Consider the following 20951-nt stretch of genomic DNA (forward strand, 5'->3'; position numbering starts at 1 on the left):
TGAGCCAGTGAATTGAGGTGAGCTTCAATTAGCAATCCGGAACTCAACATTCAAAATTCATAACACCTTTATTATCAAAGACTTAGATACTTAAGAAGCGCATCAAAACGCTCTTGCTCATTCTCGCTGATTTCGCCCGCTCCGGCAAATTGCGCTGTGATAACGTAGCCAAATCGCTCGAGCGTGGCGATGATGCGGGTCAGGTTGGCCGTGTTGAGCTTGAGCGTGAGCCGGATTTTGTAAGGATCGTTTTCGTCCTGCGCGACGTGGGAGCTCAAGATTTTGGCGTTGTTTTCTTCAACGTACCGGCTGATCTGCGTCAGGGAATAGTCGCGCTCGTCCATTGAAAGGACGAGGATGCCTCCCTGCCCAGCCCCGATGGTCAATTGCCCAAACGCGGCAATGGTGTCGCCTACGGTCACGACTCCCATATACTCGTGCTGATCGTCGAGCACGGGCACCAGTTGCAATTTGTTTTGAATTGCCATCTCCATCACGCTGTAAAAATGCTGGTCGCGCTGCACATGCACGTTGGCGTAGCCGAAAGGCACGGCAGCCAGCAGTTGGGTAGAATTCTCGTAATCCAGCAGATCGCTTTCCGTGATCAGGCCGCGATATTGGCGGTTTTCGAGCACGGGAAGCTGGCCGACGTGAAATTCTCCAAGCCACTTCGCCGCCTTCCCGGCCGAATCCGAGACCTTGAGCGGCGGAATCATTTGATTTATCAATTCTTCGGCAATCATCGATGCAGCAGCGAAAAGCGGGAGAAAGGTGAAGGGCAGACCAGCGGACGAACCCCCTCAATAAGCCTTGAATATAGGACAATGTTCAACGCGGCGTAACAATACCCTGTTCTTTCTTCGGCGACTATCGGCTAATGGCTTGTTCGGTGGGTTGCTGAAGAAACTGTCGGAGCAGGCCATTAAATTCCTTCGGGCGCTCCATCATGGGGGCATGGCAACAATGGTCGAGGAAGCGCAACTCGGAATGTGGGATGAGCCGGTGAAACTCGTGCGCTACTAGGGGCGGCGTAATCGTATCGTTTAGGCCCCACACAAGCAAGGTGGGGGCTTTTATTTTACCCAGCTCCTTGCTCAGATTATGCCGTTGCGCCGAACGAGCTATCGCGATGATACGCAGGCATTTAGCATTTGAGTTGGTAACGTTGAATACTTCGTCTACCAGCTCTTTGGTGGCCACAGCCGGATCGTAGAAGGTGTAGGCAACTTTTTCCTGCACGTAGGCATAATTGCCGCGCTTGGGGAAGGAGCCGCCCATGGAGTCTTCAAACAGGCCGCTGCTGCCCGTGAGCACCAGCCGCGCCACACGCCCGGGATTGCGCAGAGTATACACAAGCGCCACATGGCCGCCCAGCGAGTTGCCCAACACGGTAGCCGGCTCCGTCAGGCCAAGCTCGGCGAGGAAGTCTTCCACAAAATTTACCAGCCCCGGCACGCCGGCTTTGGTGAGGGGCATATCGTAAATGGGCAACAGCGGGATAATGACGCGGTAATCGTTCTGAAATTCCTCGACTACGTCCTGCCAGTTGCTCAGGGCGCCGAACAGGCCGTGCAGGAGCAGCAACACGTCGCCGGTGCCCTCGTCCACGTACTCAAATCCGTTTCGTTCCTTAATCAGCAAATCCATATGTTCAGGGGCGGACGGGCGCCAGATTGAGCGGCAACCCCTCCTGTGCAATGATACAACACTTGACCCAATTGCCCAGAATGGCGAGCCCGTGGGTCGTGAGCAGGGCTTCGGGGTGAAATTGAACACCGTACAGCGGTAAGCTACGGTGCCGGAAGGCCATGAGTTCGCGGTGGTCGTCGGCGGTGTAGGCCAACGGCACTAGGTGCGCCGGCAACTCTTTGAGTACCAAAGAGTGATACCGGGTAACCGAAAGTTGCATGGGCAGGCCCGCGAAAAGCGCTTCATCGGGCACTGCCTCTATCTCCGAGACTTTTCCGTGCATCGGCCGCGCCGCCCGCGTAAGCCGCGCCCCGAAGAACTCGCCCAACGCCTGATGCCCCAAGCACACGCCCAGAATAGGTACCCGGCGGTGATATTCAGCGATGGCGGCAGGCATCACACCGGCGTCGGCGGGGTGGCCGGGCCCAGGCGAAAGTACCAGGGCGTCGAACGTCTGCGCTTGTAGTTCGGCTAGCGGCACATCGTTGCGCAGCACCTGCACCGTCGCGCCGAGCTGCCGGAAGTAGTCGAGCAGGTTGTAGGTAAACGAATCGAAGTTATCGAGCAGCAGGATTTGCACGAGCCAGGCAAACGAGAATTGCAGACGCAAACGGCACCAGAGAGACAATATATAACTAAATGACAATCAGATAGTTATATAAGTATCAAAATACCCCGCGCAGTTTGTTTAATAGGGTGCCCGCGAACGGCAATACGAAACCAACCACGCCGAGGGCAAACGGAGTGGCTTGCTGTACCACCGGCAACACCTGCGACTCTGCAACCAGCGAAGGCGAAAGTAGTTTCAAACCCGCCAAACCCAGTCCGTGCAGCAACAAGCTCAGGCCAAGCACCCACTTCACAACGCCCGCCGCGCCACCCAGCACATTATCGAGCACGCCCAGCGGCGTGAGGTGCACAGCCGTTTTCAAAAAGCCGCCTAGTAAATGCACCCCCCAGACAATAAGGGCGAAAACCAAGACGAATGACACCAGCGGCAACGCCCCAAAGGCGTCGCCCACGTAGTGTCGCACCAACGGAATAGCGTCGTTGAGCAGCATCAGGCCGCCCACTACCCCCAACACAAAAGCCAGCAGCGAGGCTACTTCCAGCACCAAACCGCGCCGAAAACCTTTGACGGCACCAACGCCCAGCGGCAGCAAAAGCAGGATATCAAAGCCGGACATTTTTCTGGGCAGAGCGAAGAACAAGGAATGAAGAATTGTGCAGATGCTATGCACCCTCGTTCTTCATTCCTTATTCTTTCTTCGTTTATAAGTTGGTGTTATTCAGCAAGTTACTTACTACTTGCGAAATCATGCGGCCGTCGGCCTGGCCCGAAAGCTCGCGGGCAGCTACGCCCATTACTTTGCCCATGTCGGAAGGGCCGGTAGCCCCTACTCGCTGGACGATTTCGACCAGCTTTTCGATCAGATCGGCTTCGGAGAGCTGCTGAGGCAAGTACTCCTCAATGATGGCCAACTCGGCTAGCTCGGTTTCTTCCAGGTCGGAGCGAAATTGCTTTTGGTAGGTTTCGGCGGCTTCGCGGCGCTGTTTGGCGGCTTTGGTCAGGAGCTTGATTTCGGCGTCGGGCGTGAGGGCCGCGCCGTGCGCGCCTTCGGCGGTTTCGGCCAGCAAAATCTGCGATTTGATGCTGCGCAAGGCTTGCAGACGGATCTTGTCTTTAGCCAGCATGGCCTTTTTGATATCAGCGTCGATGGTTTCTTTCAGGGCCATTGGGAAAGGAAATGGAGCGTGGGAAGGAAGGATGGCAAGGCCGCAATGCGCAAGCCACCTGGGCTCGTATATAGCCACTGTTACCGATATTTGTTTTACTAGCTGAGCCTACTCAGCGACTGCAACGTAATCAGCGGCAAACAGCGATCCATGACGAAACTAAGCGTAAACATAAATAAAATAGCCACGCTGCGGAATGCGCGCGGCCACAACCGCCCCGACCTGCTGCAGGTAGCCCTTGACTGTGAGCGCTTTGGCGCGCAAGGCATTACGGTGCATCCGCGGCCCGACGAACGCCACATTCGCTACCAAGACGTGCGCGACCTCAAGAAGATCGTGACCACCGAGCTTAACGTCGAAGGCAATCCGACCCCCGACTTTCTGGCCTTGGTACACGAAGTTCGGCCCGAGCAGGTGACCTTGGTGCCCGATGCGCCCGATGCCATCACCTCCAACGCCGGTTGGGATACGATTGAGCACCAAATTTATTTGCTGGGTGTTGTGACGGAGCTAAAGGCCATCGGCTGCCGGGTTTCCATCTTTCTCGATCCCGATCTGGCGATGGTGAAAGCCGCGTTGGCAACGGGCACCGACCGAATCGAGCTCTACACTGAAGCCTATGCGCAGCAATACGCCCAAAACCCCGCAGCGGCCCTCGCGCCGTACCGTGCGGCGGCCGAGCTGGCCAAAGAGCTAGGCATTGGACTGAATGCAGGCCATGATCTTGATTTAGAGAACCTTGCGTATCTGCACCAGAATTTACCCGGCCTGGAAGAAGTAAGCATCGGGCACGCGCTCATCTGCGATGCGTTGTACCTGGGGCTTGAGAATACCATTCAGCTGTACCGCCGGCAACTACAATAACCCTTACGTTCCTTTATGCCTCGTCTCTCCCTCCCCGACTTTCTAACCGGCCCTACCGAAGCGCCCATCCTGGATGCGCGAGCGCCGGTGGAATATGCGCAGGGCCACATACCGGGGGCAGTCAGCTTTCCGCTATTCTCCGACGAGGAAAGAGCCCGCATTGGCACTACTTACAAGCAAGTAAGCAAGGACAAAGCCGTGCTGCTGGGCCTCGATTTCTTCGGCCCCAAGATGAGCCGAATGGTAAAACAGGCGCAAAAAATCGCCCCCGACAGGCAGGTGCGGTTGCATTGCTGGCGCGGCGGCATGCGCAGCGGTGCCGTGCAGTGGCTCCTGGAACTAGCTGGTTTTCAGGTTTCTCTGCTCGACAAAGGCTACAAAGAATATCGGCACTGGGCACTGGCGCAGTTTGCGCAGCCTCGCTCCATGCTGGTGCTGGGCGGCCTGACGGGTTCGGGCAAAACCGATGTATTGCATGAACTGATCCGCCAAGGCGAATCGGTGATTGATCTGGAAGGCATTGCCCACCACAAAGGATCTTCGTTTGGGGCCATTGGGTTGCCTCCGCAGCCCACGCCCGAGCAGTTTGAAAATAACCTTGCCTGGGAGTTGGACCGGTTACCGGCGCAGGCCGTGTCGTGGGTGGAAGACGAAAGCATTGCCATCGGGGCGGTGCCGGTGCCAAAACCCTTTTTCACTCAAATGCAGCAAGCGCCGTTGGTTGTGCTGGAAGTTCCACGCACGGCCCGAACACGCAAGCTGGCCGTAGAATATGGCAGCCAAGATCCGCAGCTACTCGGCGAAGCCATTCAGCGCATCAGCAAGCGCTTGGGCGGTTTGGCCACGAAAGAAGCACTGGCCGCTATTGAGGTAGGCGACATGGAAAAAATGGTCGACATCGCGCTTAGCTATTACGACAAAACCTACGGCTACGGCCTCACTGTCAAGCAAAACGTGCGCGTGGTGCGCGTACCCACCGACTCGACCGATGCCGCAGAAAACGCCGCGCGGGTGCTGTCGGCGGCGCGGCAGGCAGGATTGTACGCACTGGCCAAAACTTCGCTCGTTGGCAATGCCTCTTTCCTATCCTAAGCTGCGCGTAGCCCGCCCCACCGATAACATATTGCTAGTCAAGCAGTTCTATTGCGATGGATTGGGCTTGCAGGTTCTCAGCTCCTTCACCGACCATCAGGGCTTCGATGGCGTGATGCTGGGTCACCCGCAAGCGCCTTACCACCTGGAGTTTACGCATCAACAGGGGCACCGGGTGGGCCGGGCGCCTACTGCCGATAACCTGCTCGTCTTTTATTTACCGCACGCTGTCGAGTGGCAGGCGGCCGTACAACGCATGTTGGACCACGGGTATGCTGCTGTGCCCGCCTACAATCCTTATTGGGACGAGCGCGGGCGCACGTTCGAAGATCCTGACGGGTACCGCGTAGTTTTGCAACAAGCCGCTTGGGACCTTTAAGGGCTTACGTGGTTGTTCTCTGATATACTTAGCCAAAAAGCCTTCTGATGCCTTCTCAAATTCCCGCTTCCGAAACCTCGATCGAACAAGTCCGCCTCACCCAGTATAGCCACGGGGCTGGCTGCGGCTGCAAAATCGCGCCCAAGGTTCTGGATCAGATCCTGCACACCAGCATTCCCCAGCCCCACGACGATAAGTTGCTGGTTGGCAACAGCTCCCGCGACGACGCAGCGGTTTACGACATCGGCGGCGGACAGGCCTTGATTAGCACGACCGACTTTTTCATGCCCATCGTTGACGACGCCTACGACTTCGGGCGCATTGCCTCGGCCAACGCCATTTCCGACGTGTACGCCATGGGCGGGCGCCCCGTGATGGCCATTGCTATTCTGGGGTGGCCCATCGATAAGCTGGCGCCCGAAGTGGCCCGCCGGGTCATCGAAGGCAGCCGCAGCATTTGCCTGGAAGCCGGCATACCGCTGGCGGGTGGCCACAGCATCGACTCACCGGAGCCCATTTTTGGCCTCGCCGTGACCGGCATGCTCGACATCAAAAACCTTAAGCAAAATGACACCGCCACAGCCGGTTGCGAGCTGTATTTGACTAAGCCGCTGGGCGTAGGGATGCTTACCACAGCCCAGAAACGCGAGATTTTGCAGGACGAGCACGCCCACCTTGCTCCTCAGCAAATGATGCAGCTCAACAAAATTGGGGCAGAGCTAGGCCAGCTGGAAGCCGTGCGCGCCATGACCGACGTTACGGGCTTTGGTTTGCTAGGTCACCTTTCGGAAGTGTGTGAAGGCAGCAACCTGACGGCCGAAATCGACTTCGGCAAAGTGCCCCTGATTGCCGAAGCCGAAACCTATCGTTTGCAAAAGGCCATTCCGGGCGGCACGGTGCGCAACTGGGCCAGCTATCATCACAAAATCGGGGAACTGACCGACGAGCAGCGCGAGTGGCTCTGCGACCCCCAAACTTCGGGAGGCTTGCTGGTGTGCGTCGATCCGGCGGGCCGCGCCGAAGTGCAAGCCATCTTCCATCGCTACAACCTTGATCTTCAGCCTTTTGGCGTATTGCGCGAGCATCACACCGACGAGCCCTGGATTCAGGTTCGCTAACCGATGAAGTTTCTGCCGTTTTTGCGGCCGTTGCTAGAGTTTAGCTTCGCCGTACTTGCCATTATTCTGGGTCTGCGTTTCATCACCAGCTTTTTCAGCCGCGAAAGCAAGGTGTACCGCCCTATGTTTTTGCGGCAGCTTTACCTGCTGTTCTGGCCGCTGCTGTGCATGGGGGTAGGCCTGCCGTTTCTGGCGTCCTTTGTGTATTTGGGCAGCATTTCTTCGGCTTTCGAGTTGGTGCTCTTGCTGGCTCTGGCGTCCGTGGTGTTGGGCTTTTCGATACCGGCGCTGGTGCTGCACGCGCAGTATTACGCTCGCAATCTGCGCACTACGCTGGTTTTCGACCCGAAGCAGAACCGCTTGGAAGTATACGAAGGCCGCGTGCGAATTCCGTTTCGGCAAGCCGACATGGTGCGCGTCGAGCGTGTGACCTGCAAATCGCGGCGCTTGTTTTGGAGTAACTACGACTACGTGCGCCTGTACCTGCGCACCGGCGAAGTTCTAACTTTGACTTCCATCCTGACCAACTTAGAACCCTTAGCGGAGTTCTTGCGCAACACCAATCTGCAACACCGCGAAAGCTGGTTTTGCTTTGCATGATTTTTCATAAATAATTGATATTCAATTATTTATGAAATTTAACATTTCCTCTCTTATGCAACTACATTATCGCGAAATGGGCGCCGGATCGCCACTGGTGATTTTGCACGGCCTATTTGGGACTGCTGACAACTGGCAGACGCTGGCGCGGCGCTGGTCGGAGCGGCAGCGCGTCATTCTGGTTGACTTGCGCAACCACGGCCGCTCGCCCCACACGCCTGAGCACACGTACGAGCTCATGAGCCAAGATGTACTGGAACTGTTTGATAGTCTGCAGCTTACTAATGTCACGCTGCTTGGCCACAGCATGGGCGGCAAAGTGGCCATGCGCTTCGCCCTCGACCACCCGGAGAAGTTGGAGCGCCTTGTCGTGATGGACATCGCCCCGCGCCTTTCGGATATGCGCCACCAAGACGAAATTTTAGCCGGCCTTAACGCGGTTAATCTGAGCACGTTGCAGAGCCGCCAAGAAGCCGACGACGCGTTGGCGCGCTACATTCCGCAAGTGGACGTTCGGCAATTTTTGCTCAAAAACTTGTATCGGCGCGACGATAACTCGTTTGCGTGGCGCCAAAACCTGACGGCCCTCACCACCAACATGAGCCGGATTGGTGCGGAAATCATGGACGATCAGCCGTTTATGAAACCTACGCTGTTTATCCGCGGCGGCAAATCCGACTACATCAGTCCCGAAGACAAGCTCTACGGCATTCCGCAGCTGTTTCCAAACAGTCAGGTCGAAACCATACCCGATGCGGGCCATTGGGTACATGCCGAAGCACCGGATCGGGTGTTTGAGCTAGTAGATGCGTTCGCCCGACAATCAGATTCTATATAAAACGCTGATTGTTAATAATTTGCACAATTAGTTCGATTCATAGTCCTAATCCCCAGTCACCTTGTCCGGCACCCTCTATCTGATTCCTACCGTTTTGGCCGACGATACGGCGGCCCAAGTTTTGCCGGCACAGGTGGGGGCGCAGGTGGCCGCGCTCACGTATTTTCTGGTTGAAAATGCCCGAACAGCGCGGCGTTTTATCAAAAGTGTGGCCCCCGCGCAAGTTATTGAGGATCTGCGCATTGGCATCATCGACAAGGATTCCACTGAAGCCCAAATCAACGAAGCGCTGAAACCCGTAGCCGCCGGCCTCGACGCCGGCGTGATTTCGGAAGCGGGTTGCCCTGGCGTAGCCGATCCTGGCGCAGAGCTGGCGCGCGTAGCGCACCGGATGGGCATCAAGGTAGTGCCGCTGGTGGGTCCCTCGTCGCTGCTTCTGGCCCTGATGGCTTCGGGCATGAACGGCCAGAGCTTTGCTTTTCACGGCTACTTGCCTATCGAACGGGCCAAACGTATAACGGCACTCAAAAACCTCGAAGGACACTCGATCCGGCATCATCAGACGCAGCTTTTCATCGAAACGCCGTATCGCAACATGCAGCTGCTAGAAGATTTGCTGGCGAATCTGCAGCCTTCGACGCGGCTATGCATCGCCGCCAACCTAACGGCGCCCAACGAGTACGTGCGCACCGATACGGTAGCGGGCTGGAAGGGCAAACTACCTGAGATTCATAAGCAGCCGGCCGTCTTTCTGATCGGGCGGTAGCTTTAGGGTTATTTCATTAACTGAAATACCACCAGCGACGACACGTAAGCCAGCCCCGTCATGTAGAGCATCTGCATGATGGGCCAGCGCCAGCCTTTGGTTTCGCGGTACGTAGCAGCCAGCGTGCTCATGCATTGCATGGCAAACACATAGAAAACAAGCAGCGAAAACGCGCGGGCCGGCGTAAAAAACGGCTGGCCGTTTTCGTCTTTTTCGGCGGCCAACTTTTGCTGAACTGTGCTCATGTCAGCATCTTGGCCCACGCTGTAAATGGTGGAAATCGTACCTACGAATACTTCGCGCGCCGCGAAGGAAGTAATAAGCGCAATGCCAATTTTCCAGTCGAAGCCCAGCGGCCGAATCACCGGCTCGACGGTACGACCGAAAGTGCCGGCATACGAGTTTTCCAAGCGCTGAGAAGCGACCTGCATATCGACTTCCTTGGCGGTCAGGCCTTGTTGGGCGGCACTGGCGCGTACTCGCTGCTCGGCCCGCGCCATTGAATTACCGGGCCCATAAGAGGCTAATACCCAAAGAATTACGGATATAGCTACGATCACTTTGCCGGCTTGCAGTACAAAGGTCTTGACCTTTTCCACAATGGTAATGCCCACGTTTTTCCAACGCGGCCAGCGATACACCGGAAACTCCATGATGAAATAGCTTCGCTCCTTGCGCCGCAGCAACAGTTTGAGCGCTAACGCCGAGAAGATGGCCGCCAGAAAACCAAGCAAATACAAGCCCATCAGGGCTATGCCTTGCAAGTTGAAGATTCCTAACACTTTATGATCTGGCACCACCAGCGCAATCAGCACTGTGTAGACCGGAATGCGGGCCGAGCAACTCATCAGCGGGGTCACGAAAATCGTGATCATGCGGTCCTTCCAGTTCTCGATGGTACGGGCGCTCATGATGGCCGGCACGGCACACGCCACCCCCGAAATAAGGGGCACCACGCTTTTGCCGTTGAGCCCAAACTTGCGCATGATGCGGTCCATCATGAAGGTGACGCGGGCCATATAGCCGGTTTCCTCCAGCACCGCGATGAAGGCAAACAGCATCGCAATCTGCGGCACGAACATCAGCACACCGCCAAGGCCGGCCAATACGCCATCGGTCAGCAAGTCAATCAAGGGGCCGTGTAAATTGGCCTTGATCAAGGAGTTGACCCACGCCACGCCTTGGTCGATGAGGTCCATGGGGTATTGCGCCCAGGCAAAAATCGCCTGAAACATCAAGAACAAGACGCCAAAGAAAATCAGGTAGCCCCAGACCTTATGGGTCAGGACCCGATCGAGGCGGTTGCTGTAGGGCTCGTTGCGTTCGGTGCGCGTGACCGATACCGTATTGAGCAAAATGTCGTTGATGCGGGCGTAGCGGGCAATGGTTTCCTGCGCCTGCTGCGCCGTGGCGTCAAAGCCGTATTTCTGCGTTAGCTCTTCAACGTAAGCGCGCTCGTCGGCCGTCAGGAAATTGATCTGACGAAACTGATGCGCGTAATGCAGCGCCAGATAATCGTTGTGCAGATTGAAATAGTAGCGAATCTGCCGGATCATGGGCAGCAGATCCTCGTCGGGATCGTAGAAATGAACCGAAGGTGCTCCCAACTCCTGCGACATCACGATTTTGAGTGCAGCCACCCCGATACCTTTGCGGGCGTTCATCGGGATGATGGGCACGCCCAGTTCGCGCTGCAACGCCTCTACGTCGATTTTGACGCCGTGTTGCTCGGCCACGTCCATCATATTGAGCGCAAGCACAGCCGGCAGGCCCAAATCAGCTAACTGGGTAAACAGCAACAGGTTACGTCGGATATTAGACGCATCCGCCGTGATTACCACAAAGTCGGGGTACTGCTTGGAAGTCCGGTCGTAGAGCAGGTCGGTAATAACCTTTTCGTCCAAGCTTTTCGGGTACAGCGAGTACGTGCCGGGCAAGTCAATGATCTCGGCGCGGTGTTGCGGCGTAAGTTGGCTGACGCCCGTTTTGCGGTCGACGGTGACACCGGGGAAGTTGCCGACTTTCTGGTTGAGGCCCGTCAACTGGTTAAACAGCGACGATTTACCTGAATTGGGGTTGCCGATGAGCGCAATGCGCGTCAGAGTGCCGGGTAAGCGGGGCGAGGCAGCCTCCAACACAGCCGCAGAAACAGCTGCGCCCGTCGGGTTAGTGATAGTTGCTGCGCCGGCCATTCAAGCTACTCCTTCAACATGATGGTTGCGGCCTCGTTTACCCGCAACGACAGGGTATAATCCTCATCACCAAGCACTAATGTAATGGGGCAACCGAGGGGAGCCCGGCTGTTGAGGCGCACCGTAGTGCCCGGAATGCAGCCCATCTCCAATAGCTTGAGTGCCATTTCTGGGTCTTTGAGGCAGCAAATCGTCCCGCTTTCGCCGAGACTAAGATCTTTTACGCTGCGAGGCGCGACGGACTTGGCGGGTGTGGGGCGGGCGGGCACGGCGGTAGCTGTTATTTAGATTCTCTTTAAACAAAGGTACCACCCATTTAGGTTTCAGCCAACACTTAAGTTCGAGCGCTGCTTATGCGTGCCGGGCGCCTTATCATTATTCCAAAATCAAATTGCACATTTATAAATATTCTCAGAAGACTTGCAGATTATCAGGCAATTCATTGTAGTTTTGACATATAATAACTGTCAAGCTATGCTCAAACGATTACTCTCACTTGTTGCTTTTGCCTTGCTGGTTCCGGTGCTGAGTTTTGCTCAGGCCACCAAAATTTCTGGTCGCATCGTCGATCAGAAGACGAAGGAGCCGATTCCATTTGCTTCCATAGGCCTTCGGGAAGAACAAACCGGAGCTCTGACCAACGAGTACGGCTTCTTTCAGATTGCCGCTCCCGAAAAAAGCGCGCAGGACTCTCTGATCATCATGGCCTTGGGCTACGAGCGCAAAGCAGTGTTGGTGAAGAAAGGCGCCAACATGACCGACCTGATCATCGAAGTACCTAAGCGTCAGATCGTTCTGGGCGAGGTAACGGTAAAAGGCGGTAAAGTAAAAGATCTGGCTCTCGGGGCTAAGTCCAATACACCCGGCGAAGGCATGATTCAGGGCATGCCCGGCAGCCAATACGCATTTTTCGTGAAGAACGACAAGGGCAAAAAGCTGGGTAACGTGCGTACGGTGTCGTTCTACATCGGCGAAAACGGTTTTCCGCGGGAGCCTTTCCGCGTGCGATTGTACAAGGCCGATGGCAACTACAACTCGCCCAACACCGACTTGCTCATGGACAACGTGGTGGTATCGGCAGCCAAAGGCGGCGAATGGTACACCGTCGATCTGACGCAGTACAACATTACGGCTCCCGAAGAAGGCTTCTTTGTGGCGATGGAGTGGATCGTGAGCGGCGACAAGTTTTACACCACCAACTTCATGGACACCTACACACCCTACGGGCAGATTCTGCGTCCGACTTTCGAATTCAAAGAAAGCCGCACCTGGAACTACACCATCGGTCGGGGTTGGAGCCTGATTACGCTCGCCAACAATGGTTTACGCTACAACGCCATGATCCGGGCCGAAGTAGATATGATAAAGGACTAGGTTTCAGTATGTGCTGATAGGCTGTGTTTGTTGGAAGCCTAGTTCAAAAAAAGCCCGCTACAAAGCGGGCTTTTTTATTTTCCTGTCTTTTACATAAGTATTTGACAGCCAAATACTTATGTAAAACAACTTATTTGGTGCGTACCGCAATTTCTACGCGGCGGTTTTCCTGACGACCGCTGGCGGTAGCGTTGCTAGCCACGGGGTTCGACTCGCCCATCGGCTCGACGCTCACGCGGGCGTTGTCGAGTTTGCCATTTTGCACGAGCCAATTCTTCACGGCTTCGGCGCGTTGCTCGCTTAACTCTTTGTTATAGCTCTTATCACCGCGAGAATCGGCAAACCCCATCACGCGCACCTCATTGGACTTATAGCGCTGCCCAATGGAGGCCGAAATCTGCTGCAAAGTTTTGGACGCGCTGGGCTTGATGGTCGCCTTGTCGGTATCGAACAGCACTTTTTCGTCGACGCCATACACGCTGTACTCGTCATTGCCGCGCACCGAAACATCGGGCAGATTTACTTCCGGAAACTTCACATCCGAGAGCTTGGCTTTGGTCACTTCCCAAGCGTTGCTCATTTTGGAGCCGGCACTGTCGGTGGCAGCGCCGGCACTCTCACCTGTGCGGGCTACCACCGCCGTGTCGGCGGTGGCTTCGCTGAGTTGGTCTTTGGTTTCGGGCTTTTTCAGGTTGTCGCACGAGGCGAGCAGACCAGCAAGAGCTACTACGGAAAGCAGGGAATTTTTCATGATAAAAGGCATAGGGTGGAGAAAAACAACCGCAATGGTTACGCACTGCGCGGTCAATGGTTAATCTCCGGTGAGCCGACTGTTCGCTTTCCGGCCCGCCTGTACCTGCGAATCGCGCCGTTTACTCGGCGAAGAAAACGCGCTTTACGCGTTCGCTGACATTAGTAAGTAGCTCATACGGAATGGTGCCGATGCGCCGGGCCAGCTCCGTTAGAGGCAACGCTGCGCCAAAGATTATCGCCGTATCGCCGGCCTGCGCCAGCGGAATGTGCGTCACGTCGACCATGCACATATCCATGCAGACATTGCCTACCAGCGGCGCCCGCTGCCCCCGGATCATCACCTCACCTACCCCATTGCCAAACCGCCGATCGTAGCCATCGGCATAGCCAATGGCCAGCGTGGCAATGCGCCGATCGTAGTCAGCAGCGGTGCCGCGCCGCCCGTAACCGACCGTTTGGCCGGGAGCTAGGGTTTTTATCTGCGAAATGGTGGTCTGCAAGCTGCTCACGGGTCGTAAGGCGTTCTGTTGCTGCCCGCTCGCTTCCACGCCGTAGAGCCCAATGCCCAGCCGCACCATGTCGAAATGCGCCTCGGGGAAGCGCAAAATTCCAGCTGAGTTAAGTGCGTGTTTTACAATACGATAGCCCAAAGCAGATTCTACCTGTGGGGTCATCCGCTGGAAAGCCGCCAGCTGCTGAAGCGAGAAGTCGTTGTGCTGCTCTTCGTCGGCACCGGCTAAGTGCGTCAGGGCGCTGGCGACGCGCACGTAAGCAGCGTTTTCGCGCAGCACATTGCACAGCGCGGGCACGTCTTCTTCAGCAAAACCCAGGCGACGCATGCCGGTGTCGAGCTTGAGGTGAATAGCGGGCATCGGGTATTCGCGGGCGATGCCTAGGTAATCCTGAAGCCGCTCAAACGAATAGATTTCGGGCTCCAGATGGTATTGCCGCAGCTTCTGAAAGCTGCCCGGCGACGGATTCATCACCATGATGGGCAGGCTGATGCCATGCTGGCGCAGATCCACACCTTCGTCGGCGTAGGCCACAGCTAAGTAGTCAGCTCGGTGGAACTGCAACAGGTTAGCTACTTCGTAACTCCCACTGCCATAGGCAAATGCCTTTACCATCACCATAAGCTTGGTACCAGCTTGCAGCCGTGCGCGGTAGAAGTTGAGGTTGTGCACCAGCGCATCGAGGTCTACTTCCAGCATTGTGCCGTGGATTTTCTGCTGGAAAGCGGCCACGATGCGCTCAAAACCATAGCGGCGTGCTCCTTTCACCAAAATGGTTTCGTGGCGAAAATCATCGGGGCGAAAGCTGGCCAAGAAGGCTTCGGTGCTGTCGAAAAACGTGGCTTCAGCGGCCCCAAACAGCGCCTGGTGCTGGCTGATTTCGGGCCCGATGCCAATCAAACGCTCTACTCCGTGGACTGTGAGCTGTGCATTCACCCGGGTATACAACTCAGCCGATGGCAGACCCGATTCGAGTACGTCGGAGAGAATAAGCGTGCGGCGGCCACGGCGCGGTTGCCGCGCCAACACGTCGAGGGCCAGCGTAAGTCCCGCCAGATCATTATTGTATGTATCGTCGAGCACATAGCAGTCGTTGACGGCCTGCTTCATTTCCAGACGCATCGCTACGGGCTGCAAGCGGTCGAGGCGGCGCTGAATTTCGGCAGCGGGCACTTGCCGCCATAGCAACACGGCTACGCCGTGCAAAGCATTTTCCAGGGAAGGCTCGTCGGCGAAAGGCAGCGTCAGCATGTGCTCCTGCAACACAGGATGCGCAACGCTTACGCGCACTACCGTACGGTCGGCGGAAGCTTCGGCTACCGTCACGGCCACGTTGGTATCGTAATGATGATTGCGGCTCCAAGTAAACCGGCGCGGATCGGTAAGTTGCTGAGCAGCAGTATGCACGGCTTCGTGATCGCGGCAATAAAAGAGCGTGTCCACCTTCTCGAAAAGGCGCATCTTTTCGCCAACTTTTTCGGCAGCCGAAGTAAACCCCGCGTCGTGAGCAGTGCCTAGGTTGGTAAAAATGCCTAACGTAGGTTGTATGACGCGGGCCAGCCGTTCCATCTCGCCGCGCTCCGAAATTCCAGCCTCGAAAATGCCCAATGTATGCGTTGGGTTCAGCTCCCACACCGAGAGGGGCACGCCCACTTGCGAGTTGTAGCTGCGCGGGCTTTTGCAGATTAGCTCGTCGGGACTCAGCAGTTGCGCAAGCCACTCTTTTACAATGGTTTTGCCATTGGAGCCGGTGATGCCAAACACGGGAATGCGGAACTGCCGACGGTGCTGCGCCGCTATTGCCTGTAGCGCCAACAAGCTATCCTCAACCCGTACAAAGCCTGCCTGCGGAAACGCCGCTACGCCACCCGGAATCTCGGCTTCCCGATCGACGACGAATAGCCGCACGCCGCGCTGATAAAGGTCGGTGAGGTAGCGGTGCCCGTTGTGCTGGGCGCCGCGCAACGCAAAAAACACCGTGCCGGCCGGCTGCCCCACGCGCCGACTATCGAGCAGCAGGTGTTGGACGGGCGCCACCGGAGCAGCCGGCGATTGGAGCAAAATACCGCGGGTCAGGGCGGGCAGATCGGCGAAACTCAACATAGTGATGCAAAGGTACGCTTGCCGCTATAACCACGGCAGAGGCCCGTTTGCGAAGAGCAATACCGTACCTTTGCGGCTTCTTTGCTTTTCTCTGTGAAATTCTCTCGTTACCACCTCGCGGCTTTCAGCGCCTTCCTGATCTGGGGCTTCTTCCCGCTGCCTTTGCGCCTACTCAGCAGCTATGCCAGCGGCCAGATTTTGTTCTTCCGTATCTTATTGTCGCTGAGCATTTTACTACTCATACATACCTTCTTCCGGCGCGAAGCCGTGCAAACGGTTTGGCGCCAACTACTTGCCGCCTCGCGGGCCGAGCGCCGGAGCGTAGCCGTTAGCACCCTATTCGGCGGCTTTTTGCTGACGGCCAACTGGCTCTTGTTCATCTACGTCATCAATCAGGTGAGCGTGCAGGCCGGCTCGTTTGCGTACCTAATTTGCCCCATCCTGACGGCGCTGCTTGGCTTTGTGGTGCTGCGCGAACAGCTGCGGCTTAACCAGTGGCTAGCCATCGGTCTTAGCCTGATGAGCTGCGCGCTGCTTGGCTCCGGCGAAGCCCGGACGCTCCTGCTAAGCTTGGTTGTCGCGCTTACGTATGCCCTTTACCTCATCACGCAGCGCGGCCTGCAAGGCTACGACCGCCTCGTGCTGCTAACGGTGCAGCTGATCTTAGCCGCCGCGGTGGTCCTGCCCATCGCTCCTTTGCTCGGTGCCGATCCGGCGGCCGGCTTTGCCGATTCGCACCTGCTGTTAATGGCGGCTGTTCTGAGCGTGGGCTTTACGGTCATACCGCTGTTTCTCAACCTCTACGCCCTCAATGAGTTACCATCCGGCACGGTAGGCATCATGATGTACGTGAACCCGTTGGTCAGCTTTGTGCTGGCATTCACCTACTACGGCGAGCAAGCCCAGGTGCTTCAGCTGGTGGCGTATGGCGTAATCCTGCTTTCGGTGGTGCTGTACAATGTGCAGCTACCGACGCGCGTGCGCCAACCGGCATAGAGACACCTAAACGTTTCGGTGCTGAAGCGCAGGCAAATCGTAGAACGCTCTTAAAAACCCAGCCCGATCCGCAGCCCATTGGCTTGCCGATTGCCGGATTGCAGCGCCGTGTAAAAGTCGACGCGCAGCACTTTCAGGACGTGCTCGACGCCTACACCCAGCTCAACATAATTGCCGGAGCTCGGCGTACGCAAGTAATTGACCGACGCTACTTCCTGCCACTTGAGCCGGCGCATCAGCGGGATTTTGTTCAAGAAGAAGCCGTTGAAATGGTGGTTGTAATGCGCTTCTAAGTAGCGGTCTCTTGTGCTATATAAGTAGTAGTCAAGCAATTGAAATTGGGCGAAATTGCTAGCAAACGCCGTTTGGTTGCCGGAAAAGTGCCGGTAATCCATGAAGTAGAGCCGCGGAGTGCCGAGGTAAGCGCCCGTCATTACGTTATAGCTGCTCGTTCCAAGCAGGCCCATGTTCACAGATTGGCTAACGCCCACGCCTAACCGGGTGTAACGCACATCGGAGCCAAGTGCCTGAATCCCTTGCAGATACGTGAATCGGAACGTTGGCCATTTCGAGCCAAAATTGAGCTTGCCATCAGGCCGCGTAATATAGCGCTGCCCAGGCCTATACGATAAGGTAAGCTCGGCTGTGAGGGCTTGGTTGCGGGCGAAGCTAGTGTTAGGCAGCTCCGCACTTACTGGCCGATTGGGGGTGAAGGCCCGGCCGGCTACATCCTTAATAAGGTCAATAGTAGCATTTTGCAGCTCGCGGCGGTCGTAGTAGCTAAGCGCCGTGCGCACCGTAAGGCCGTTGAGCGGTTCAGTAGTGTAGCTAATGTCGCCGCCGAGGCGCCGGTAATATTTGGCGTAATTGCGATTGCGAAACAGCGTGTACTGGGTATTGATAAAAGGCGTAAGCTGCGAGTTGAGATCGAAATTTTCGATGGTTTGGCCCACGCCCACGCCAAGGCGCGCCAATTTTACGGGGTCGTGTTGCCATACGGCCTCCACGCTCGGGCTGAGCAGCTTGTTGGCGAAACCGTAGCGCAACGCAGGCGTCAGCGAAAATGAGCGACGGTCGTCGGTGTTCTGCGTATAGGTAGCCTGCGCATTGACCACCGCGCCTTCTACCGTGTTGTATTGTAGAATGTTGAAAACAGGCGCAACGGAGAACTGCCACTTCTTGAACGTGTTGCGATACGTGTAGCCCGTCACCAGAAACTTCATGGGTTCGGGCTCATTACGCTTGCGATCCAGGGAATCCTGATACGGGCGGGAGCTGCGGATGACTTCAGTGCTGTCTTTTAGGTGGTAGTCTTTTTTCTCCTCGTCGGTGAGCGGCACGGGGCGCACTTCCGACCAAAAGCTGGTATCGCGCTCATTTACACCTTTTTCCACCACCATTACTTGCCCGCGCGGCATGCGTTCCACGGGTAGGCCCCCGATCGAATCGCTGCGTTCGGAGCGCCGTACGCGCTCCTTCACTTGCTTGGCAAAGCCGTGTAACACGGGCTTTTGCTTTTTCACGTCGGCTACCGACTCGCGCATGACGGGCGCCGGTTCGGCATCTTTACTGGCGACTGCGGGCGGCGCGGTTTGGGGAGCGGGCCGATTAGGATAGGTCGGCGTTACCTGGTAGTTGGAAAGCACGGCCGTCACGTAGCCATTGCCCTTAAAACCAAAGGCTTCGAACCCCATCGTGATCTTCTGCGACTGCATCACCCACACATCCGACGGGCCCGGCGCGGGCGCAAAAAGCTGCTCAATGTGGATGTTGTCGACGTAGTCGAGCTGGGCGTCTTTCGTCAGGTCGAGCGACACGGAATGCAGGCGCCACGTACCTTCTACGACGTAGATGTACCCCGAAAATACCGGATCGGTGCGGCGGCGCGGCGTCACGCGTATTTTATTGATGGTCAATCCGTTCTGCTGCGTACTGCCTTGCAGTTCGTATTTATAAAACAGCATGGCGCCGTCGGCAATCGGCGACACGAAGCCGCGCTCCGAAAAGCCGCTTTTCAGGACGTTGTTGTAGAAATTGAGGCCGCGGCCCGCACTGGCCCGGTTGAAGCTGATGCCCTTGGCATCGCCGCTCACCCGCGACGACAGCATACGCTCCTGTACCACGTTGGGCTGGCGAAACGTCATGTCCGACAACGACTCGGAGAGGTAAAAAATACCCGGCTTCACGTCCGGCCCTACTTTCACCAAGCCCAAAATCTTGCCGGGCACATCGGTGAAGCGGCCCAGCGTTTTGATGTAGACCCGCGCCTTGAAAGCCGCCACCTCGCGCTGGTGGTAACGCCGCCAGTTAATAGCTTGCTGCACAATGGCATACGCGGGGTCGCGGTCGGTGGCGCGCACGACCACTTCGCCCAGCCGGTAGTTTTCCGATTCGAGCACGACGTTCAGGACCGTGGCCGTATCACCGCCGGCTACCCGAATGGTTTCGGTGCGCGGCTTGTAGCCAACGTATTGAAATACAAGCTCATACTGTCCCGGATTGAGGCGTAGCTGATAATTGCCTTGCTCGTTGGTGGCGGTGCTGGTAGAAGTGTTGCGCACGGCCACGTTGGCGAAAGCCAGGGCGGCGCCTTTGGTATCCGTAATCCGTCCTCGCACAATGCCGGCTTGCGCCCCAAAGACGCTTGCCAAAAAAGTCAGCAGCAACAAGTAACGAGCCATCCGGAATATATGCACAGTGTTCGTGAAGATAGAGAGAATCCAGAACCGAACGGTTGCCTCCGCGTGCTTCAAATGCGGAATTTATCCTTCATAGAATCCTACCCTTACAGAACAACTACGCAACCAATAGAATGATTATTTATAATGTATTGATTATTAGATAATTGACAACACATGACTGTACTCCCGTTACCATCTTTAGTGGCGGCGTGCGGCCTTTGTCACGAATAATTGGGTCACTTTGGTCAGGTCACGAAAAAAAGGACAGCCTTTCAGCTGTCCTTTTTACTGGAAATGAAAAGCGTCCGCAGACGCTTATTTGATAAAGTTGCTGGCAATCGAAAGCACAGTCGCCATGTCCAGCGGCTCGTCGAAGGCTTCGGACGCTTTGTTGGTGGAGATGTTGCTGTTGGCAGCGATGTTGATGCCAGCCTGCACCACATTGCCCTCGCTGGGGTACTTGCTGGCGGGGTTGCCGGGGCCATAGATGCCGTTGGTGATGCCGGGCGCCGGCCCGCCGTTGGCATCGCCGGTAATCCAGCTTTCGGGCGAATCCTGCTCGTTGTTGGGCAGGGCTTGTGGGCCGCCGCGGCGCATGGTGCGCAGATGCGAAGCGTGGCGGGCCTCCACCGAGTGAATGTTGAGGGCCGCCTCCAATACGGTGTTGTTGCTCATCAGCAGCGCGGCGCCGCCTTTGTAGGCGCGCACGCCGGTATCCTCAAATGCCTGGGCCACAGCCAAAAACGTTTTCACATTTGAGAATACGTCGGGGAACAGGGCTGCGCGGGCGCCACCCTTCGAGCCGGTAAAGTCGAAAGAAGCTGTTGGGTCTTTGATGGCGTCGGCGCCGAGTACGGCCTTCAGGAACTTAACGTGGTTGTTTTCGTCGGTGCGGATGGTTTCAATGTCGGTGCGGCTCTGGCCCGTCAGCGACGATTGGAGGCCCGCGGCGCTCAGGCCTTGGTTGTAGAAGGCAGCCTCGAGGTATTCGAGGGTGAGGGCGAAATTGAGCACTTCTTTGATCTGCGCACTCAGGCCCGACGACTGCCCGTAGGCCTTCTGGAACATGGAACCCATGGCCAGCGGCACGGCAGCAGTGGCGAGTTTTTTGCCGAAGCCGGCAAAGTGCTTGAATATGGCGCGGCGCTGATCGAGACGCTCGTAAACTTCCGGATCGACTTTTTCGATTTCGGTGATAAGATTGAAAATATTCATGGAGTAGAGATTTTGACGATAGATGGATGAATGCGAAGCAGG

The 20951-nt window shown here is 56.4% G+C and carries 20 protein-coding genes; 9 read left to right on the plus strand and 11 right to left on the minus strand.

Annotated features, from left to right (window positions below; genetic code table 11):
- Window positions 1-74: 74 nt before the first annotated feature.
- The 5 genes from FHG12_RS06315 to FHG12_RS06335 form a co-directional block, all read right to left on the minus strand.
- The gene (locus FHG12_RS06315) at window positions 75-743 is read right to left on the minus strand and encodes a CBS domain-containing protein (protein ID WP_139514922.1); all 669 of its coding nucleotides are present in this window, start codon (window positions 741-743) and stop codon (window positions 75-77) included.
- 124 nt (window positions 744-867) lie between these two features.
- A complete protein-coding gene (locus FHG12_RS06320) occupies window positions 868-1647 on the minus strand; it encodes an alpha/beta fold hydrolase (protein ID WP_139514923.1) in 780 nt (259 codons plus the stop codon).
- 4 nt (window positions 1648-1651) lie between these two features.
- Complete coding sequence (locus FHG12_RS06325) at window positions 1652-2299, minus strand: anthranilate synthase component II (RefSeq protein ID WP_317129704.1); 648 nt, start codon at window positions 2297-2299, stop codon at window positions 1652-1654.
- A gap of 55 nt (window positions 2300-2354) precedes the next feature.
- Window positions 2355-2876 (minus strand): CvpA family protein, encoded by a 522-nt coding sequence (locus tag FHG12_RS06330; RefSeq protein WP_139514924.1) that lies wholly within the window; start codon window positions 2874-2876, stop codon window positions 2355-2357.
- Window positions 2877-2961: 85 nt separating this feature from the next.
- Window positions 2962-3426 carry a GatB/YqeY domain-containing protein gene (locus tag FHG12_RS06335; RefSeq protein WP_139514925.1) on the minus strand — a complete coding sequence of 155 codons (465 nt, stop codon included), beginning with the start codon at window positions 3424-3426 and terminating at the stop codon, window positions 2962-2964.
- Between the two features lie 150 nt (window positions 3427-3576).
- Here FHG12_RS06335 and FHG12_RS06340 point away from each other — a divergent pair, with 150 nt between their 5' ends.
- From FHG12_RS06340 to FHG12_RS06370, 7 genes are all read left to right on the plus strand, one after another.
- A complete protein-coding gene (locus FHG12_RS06340) occupies window positions 3577-4290 on the plus strand; it encodes a pyridoxine 5'-phosphate synthase (RefSeq protein ID WP_139514926.1) in 714 nt (237 codons plus the stop codon).
- A gap of 15 nt (window positions 4291-4305) precedes the next feature.
- Window positions 4306-5382: a tRNA 2-selenouridine(34) synthase MnmH gene (gene mnmH, locus FHG12_RS06345; protein WP_139514927.1), complete on the plus strand. Its 1077-nt coding sequence runs from the start codon at window positions 4306-4308 to the stop codon at window positions 5380-5382.
- The gene (locus FHG12_RS06350; RefSeq protein ID WP_139514928.1) at window positions 5363-5761 is read left to right on the plus strand and encodes a VOC family protein; all 399 of its coding nucleotides are present in this window, start codon (window positions 5363-5365) and stop codon (window positions 5759-5761) included. Before mnmH ends, FHG12_RS06350 begins: the two co-directional genes overlap by 20 nt.
- A gap of 47 nt (window positions 5762-5808) precedes the next feature.
- A complete protein-coding gene (selD, locus tag FHG12_RS06355) occupies window positions 5809-6879 on the plus strand; it encodes a selenide, water dikinase SelD (protein WP_174805789.1) in 1071 nt (356 codons plus the stop codon).
- Between the two features lie 3 nt (window positions 6880-6882).
- On the plus strand, window positions 6883-7479 hold the full coding sequence (locus FHG12_RS06360; protein WP_139514929.1) for a hypothetical protein: 597 nt from the start codon (window positions 6883-6885) through the stop codon (window positions 7477-7479).
- 55 nt (window positions 7480-7534) lie between these two features.
- The gene (locus FHG12_RS06365; RefSeq protein ID WP_139514930.1) at window positions 7535-8317 is read left to right on the plus strand and encodes an alpha/beta fold hydrolase; all 783 of its coding nucleotides are present in this window, start codon (window positions 7535-7537) and stop codon (window positions 8315-8317) included.
- 61 nt (window positions 8318-8378) lie between these two features.
- Window positions 8379-9083, plus strand: a complete 705-nt coding sequence (locus FHG12_RS06370; protein WP_139514931.1) for an SAM-dependent methyltransferase — start codon at window positions 8379-8381, stop codon at window positions 9081-9083.
- Between the two features lie 8 nt (window positions 9084-9091).
- Here FHG12_RS06370 and feoB read toward each other — a convergent pair whose 3' ends face one another.
- Window positions 9092-11275: a ferrous iron transport protein B gene (gene feoB / locus FHG12_RS06375; RefSeq protein ID WP_139514932.1), complete on the minus strand. Its 2184-nt coding sequence runs from the start codon at window positions 11273-11275 to the stop codon at window positions 9092-9094.
- 5 nt (window positions 11276-11280) lie between these two features.
- On the minus strand, window positions 11281-11544 hold the full coding sequence (locus tag FHG12_RS06380) for a FeoA family protein (RefSeq protein WP_230471313.1): 264 nt from the start codon (window positions 11542-11544) through the stop codon (window positions 11281-11283).
- Between the two features lie 205 nt (window positions 11545-11749).
- Between FHG12_RS06380 and FHG12_RS06385 the strand changes: the two genes are divergently transcribed.
- The gene (locus FHG12_RS06385) at window positions 11750-12649 is read left to right on the plus strand and encodes a carboxypeptidase-like regulatory domain-containing protein (protein WP_139514934.1); all 900 of its coding nucleotides are present in this window, start codon (window positions 11750-11752) and stop codon (window positions 12647-12649) included.
- Between the two features lie 130 nt (window positions 12650-12779).
- Here the strand turns inward: FHG12_RS06385 and FHG12_RS06390 are convergent, their stop codons facing one another.
- Both FHG12_RS06390 and FHG12_RS06395 read right to left on the minus strand, forming a co-directional pair.
- Window positions 12780-13400, minus strand: a complete 621-nt coding sequence (locus FHG12_RS06390; protein WP_165699317.1) for an OmpA family protein — start codon at window positions 13398-13400, stop codon at window positions 12780-12782.
- 121 nt (window positions 13401-13521) lie between these two features.
- Entirely contained in the window at window positions 13522-16017 is a 2496-nt protein-coding gene (locus FHG12_RS06395; RefSeq protein ID WP_139514936.1) for a bifunctional UDP-N-acetylmuramoyl-tripeptide:D-alanyl-D-alanine ligase/alanine racemase, read from the minus strand.
- A 93-nt stretch (window positions 16018-16110) separates the two neighbouring features.
- Here FHG12_RS06395 and FHG12_RS06400 point away from each other — a divergent pair, with 93 nt between their 5' ends.
- Window positions 16111-17013, plus strand: coding sequence for an EamA family transporter (locus FHG12_RS06400; protein ID WP_165699318.1), 903 nt, complete (start codon window positions 16111-16113; stop codon window positions 17011-17013).
- Window positions 17014-17063: 50 nt separating this feature from the next.
- Here the strand turns inward: FHG12_RS06400 and FHG12_RS06405 are convergent, their stop codons facing one another.
- Window positions 17064-19694 carry a DUF5686 and carboxypeptidase regulatory-like domain-containing protein gene (locus tag FHG12_RS06405; protein WP_139514938.1) on the minus strand — a complete coding sequence of 877 codons (2631 nt, stop codon included), beginning with the start codon at window positions 19692-19694 and terminating at the stop codon, window positions 17064-17066.
- Between the two features lie 315 nt (window positions 19695-20009).
- Window positions 20010-20909: a ferritin-like domain-containing protein gene (locus tag FHG12_RS06410; protein WP_139514939.1), complete on the minus strand. Its 900-nt coding sequence runs from the start codon at window positions 20907-20909 to the stop codon at window positions 20010-20012.
- Window positions 20910-20951: the final 42 nt, after the last annotated feature.

The sequence above is a fragment of the Hymenobacter jejuensis genome, assembly GCF_006337165.1.
Lineage (GTDB): Bacteria > Bacteroidota > Bacteroidia > Cytophagales > Hymenobacteraceae > Hymenobacter > Hymenobacter jejuensis.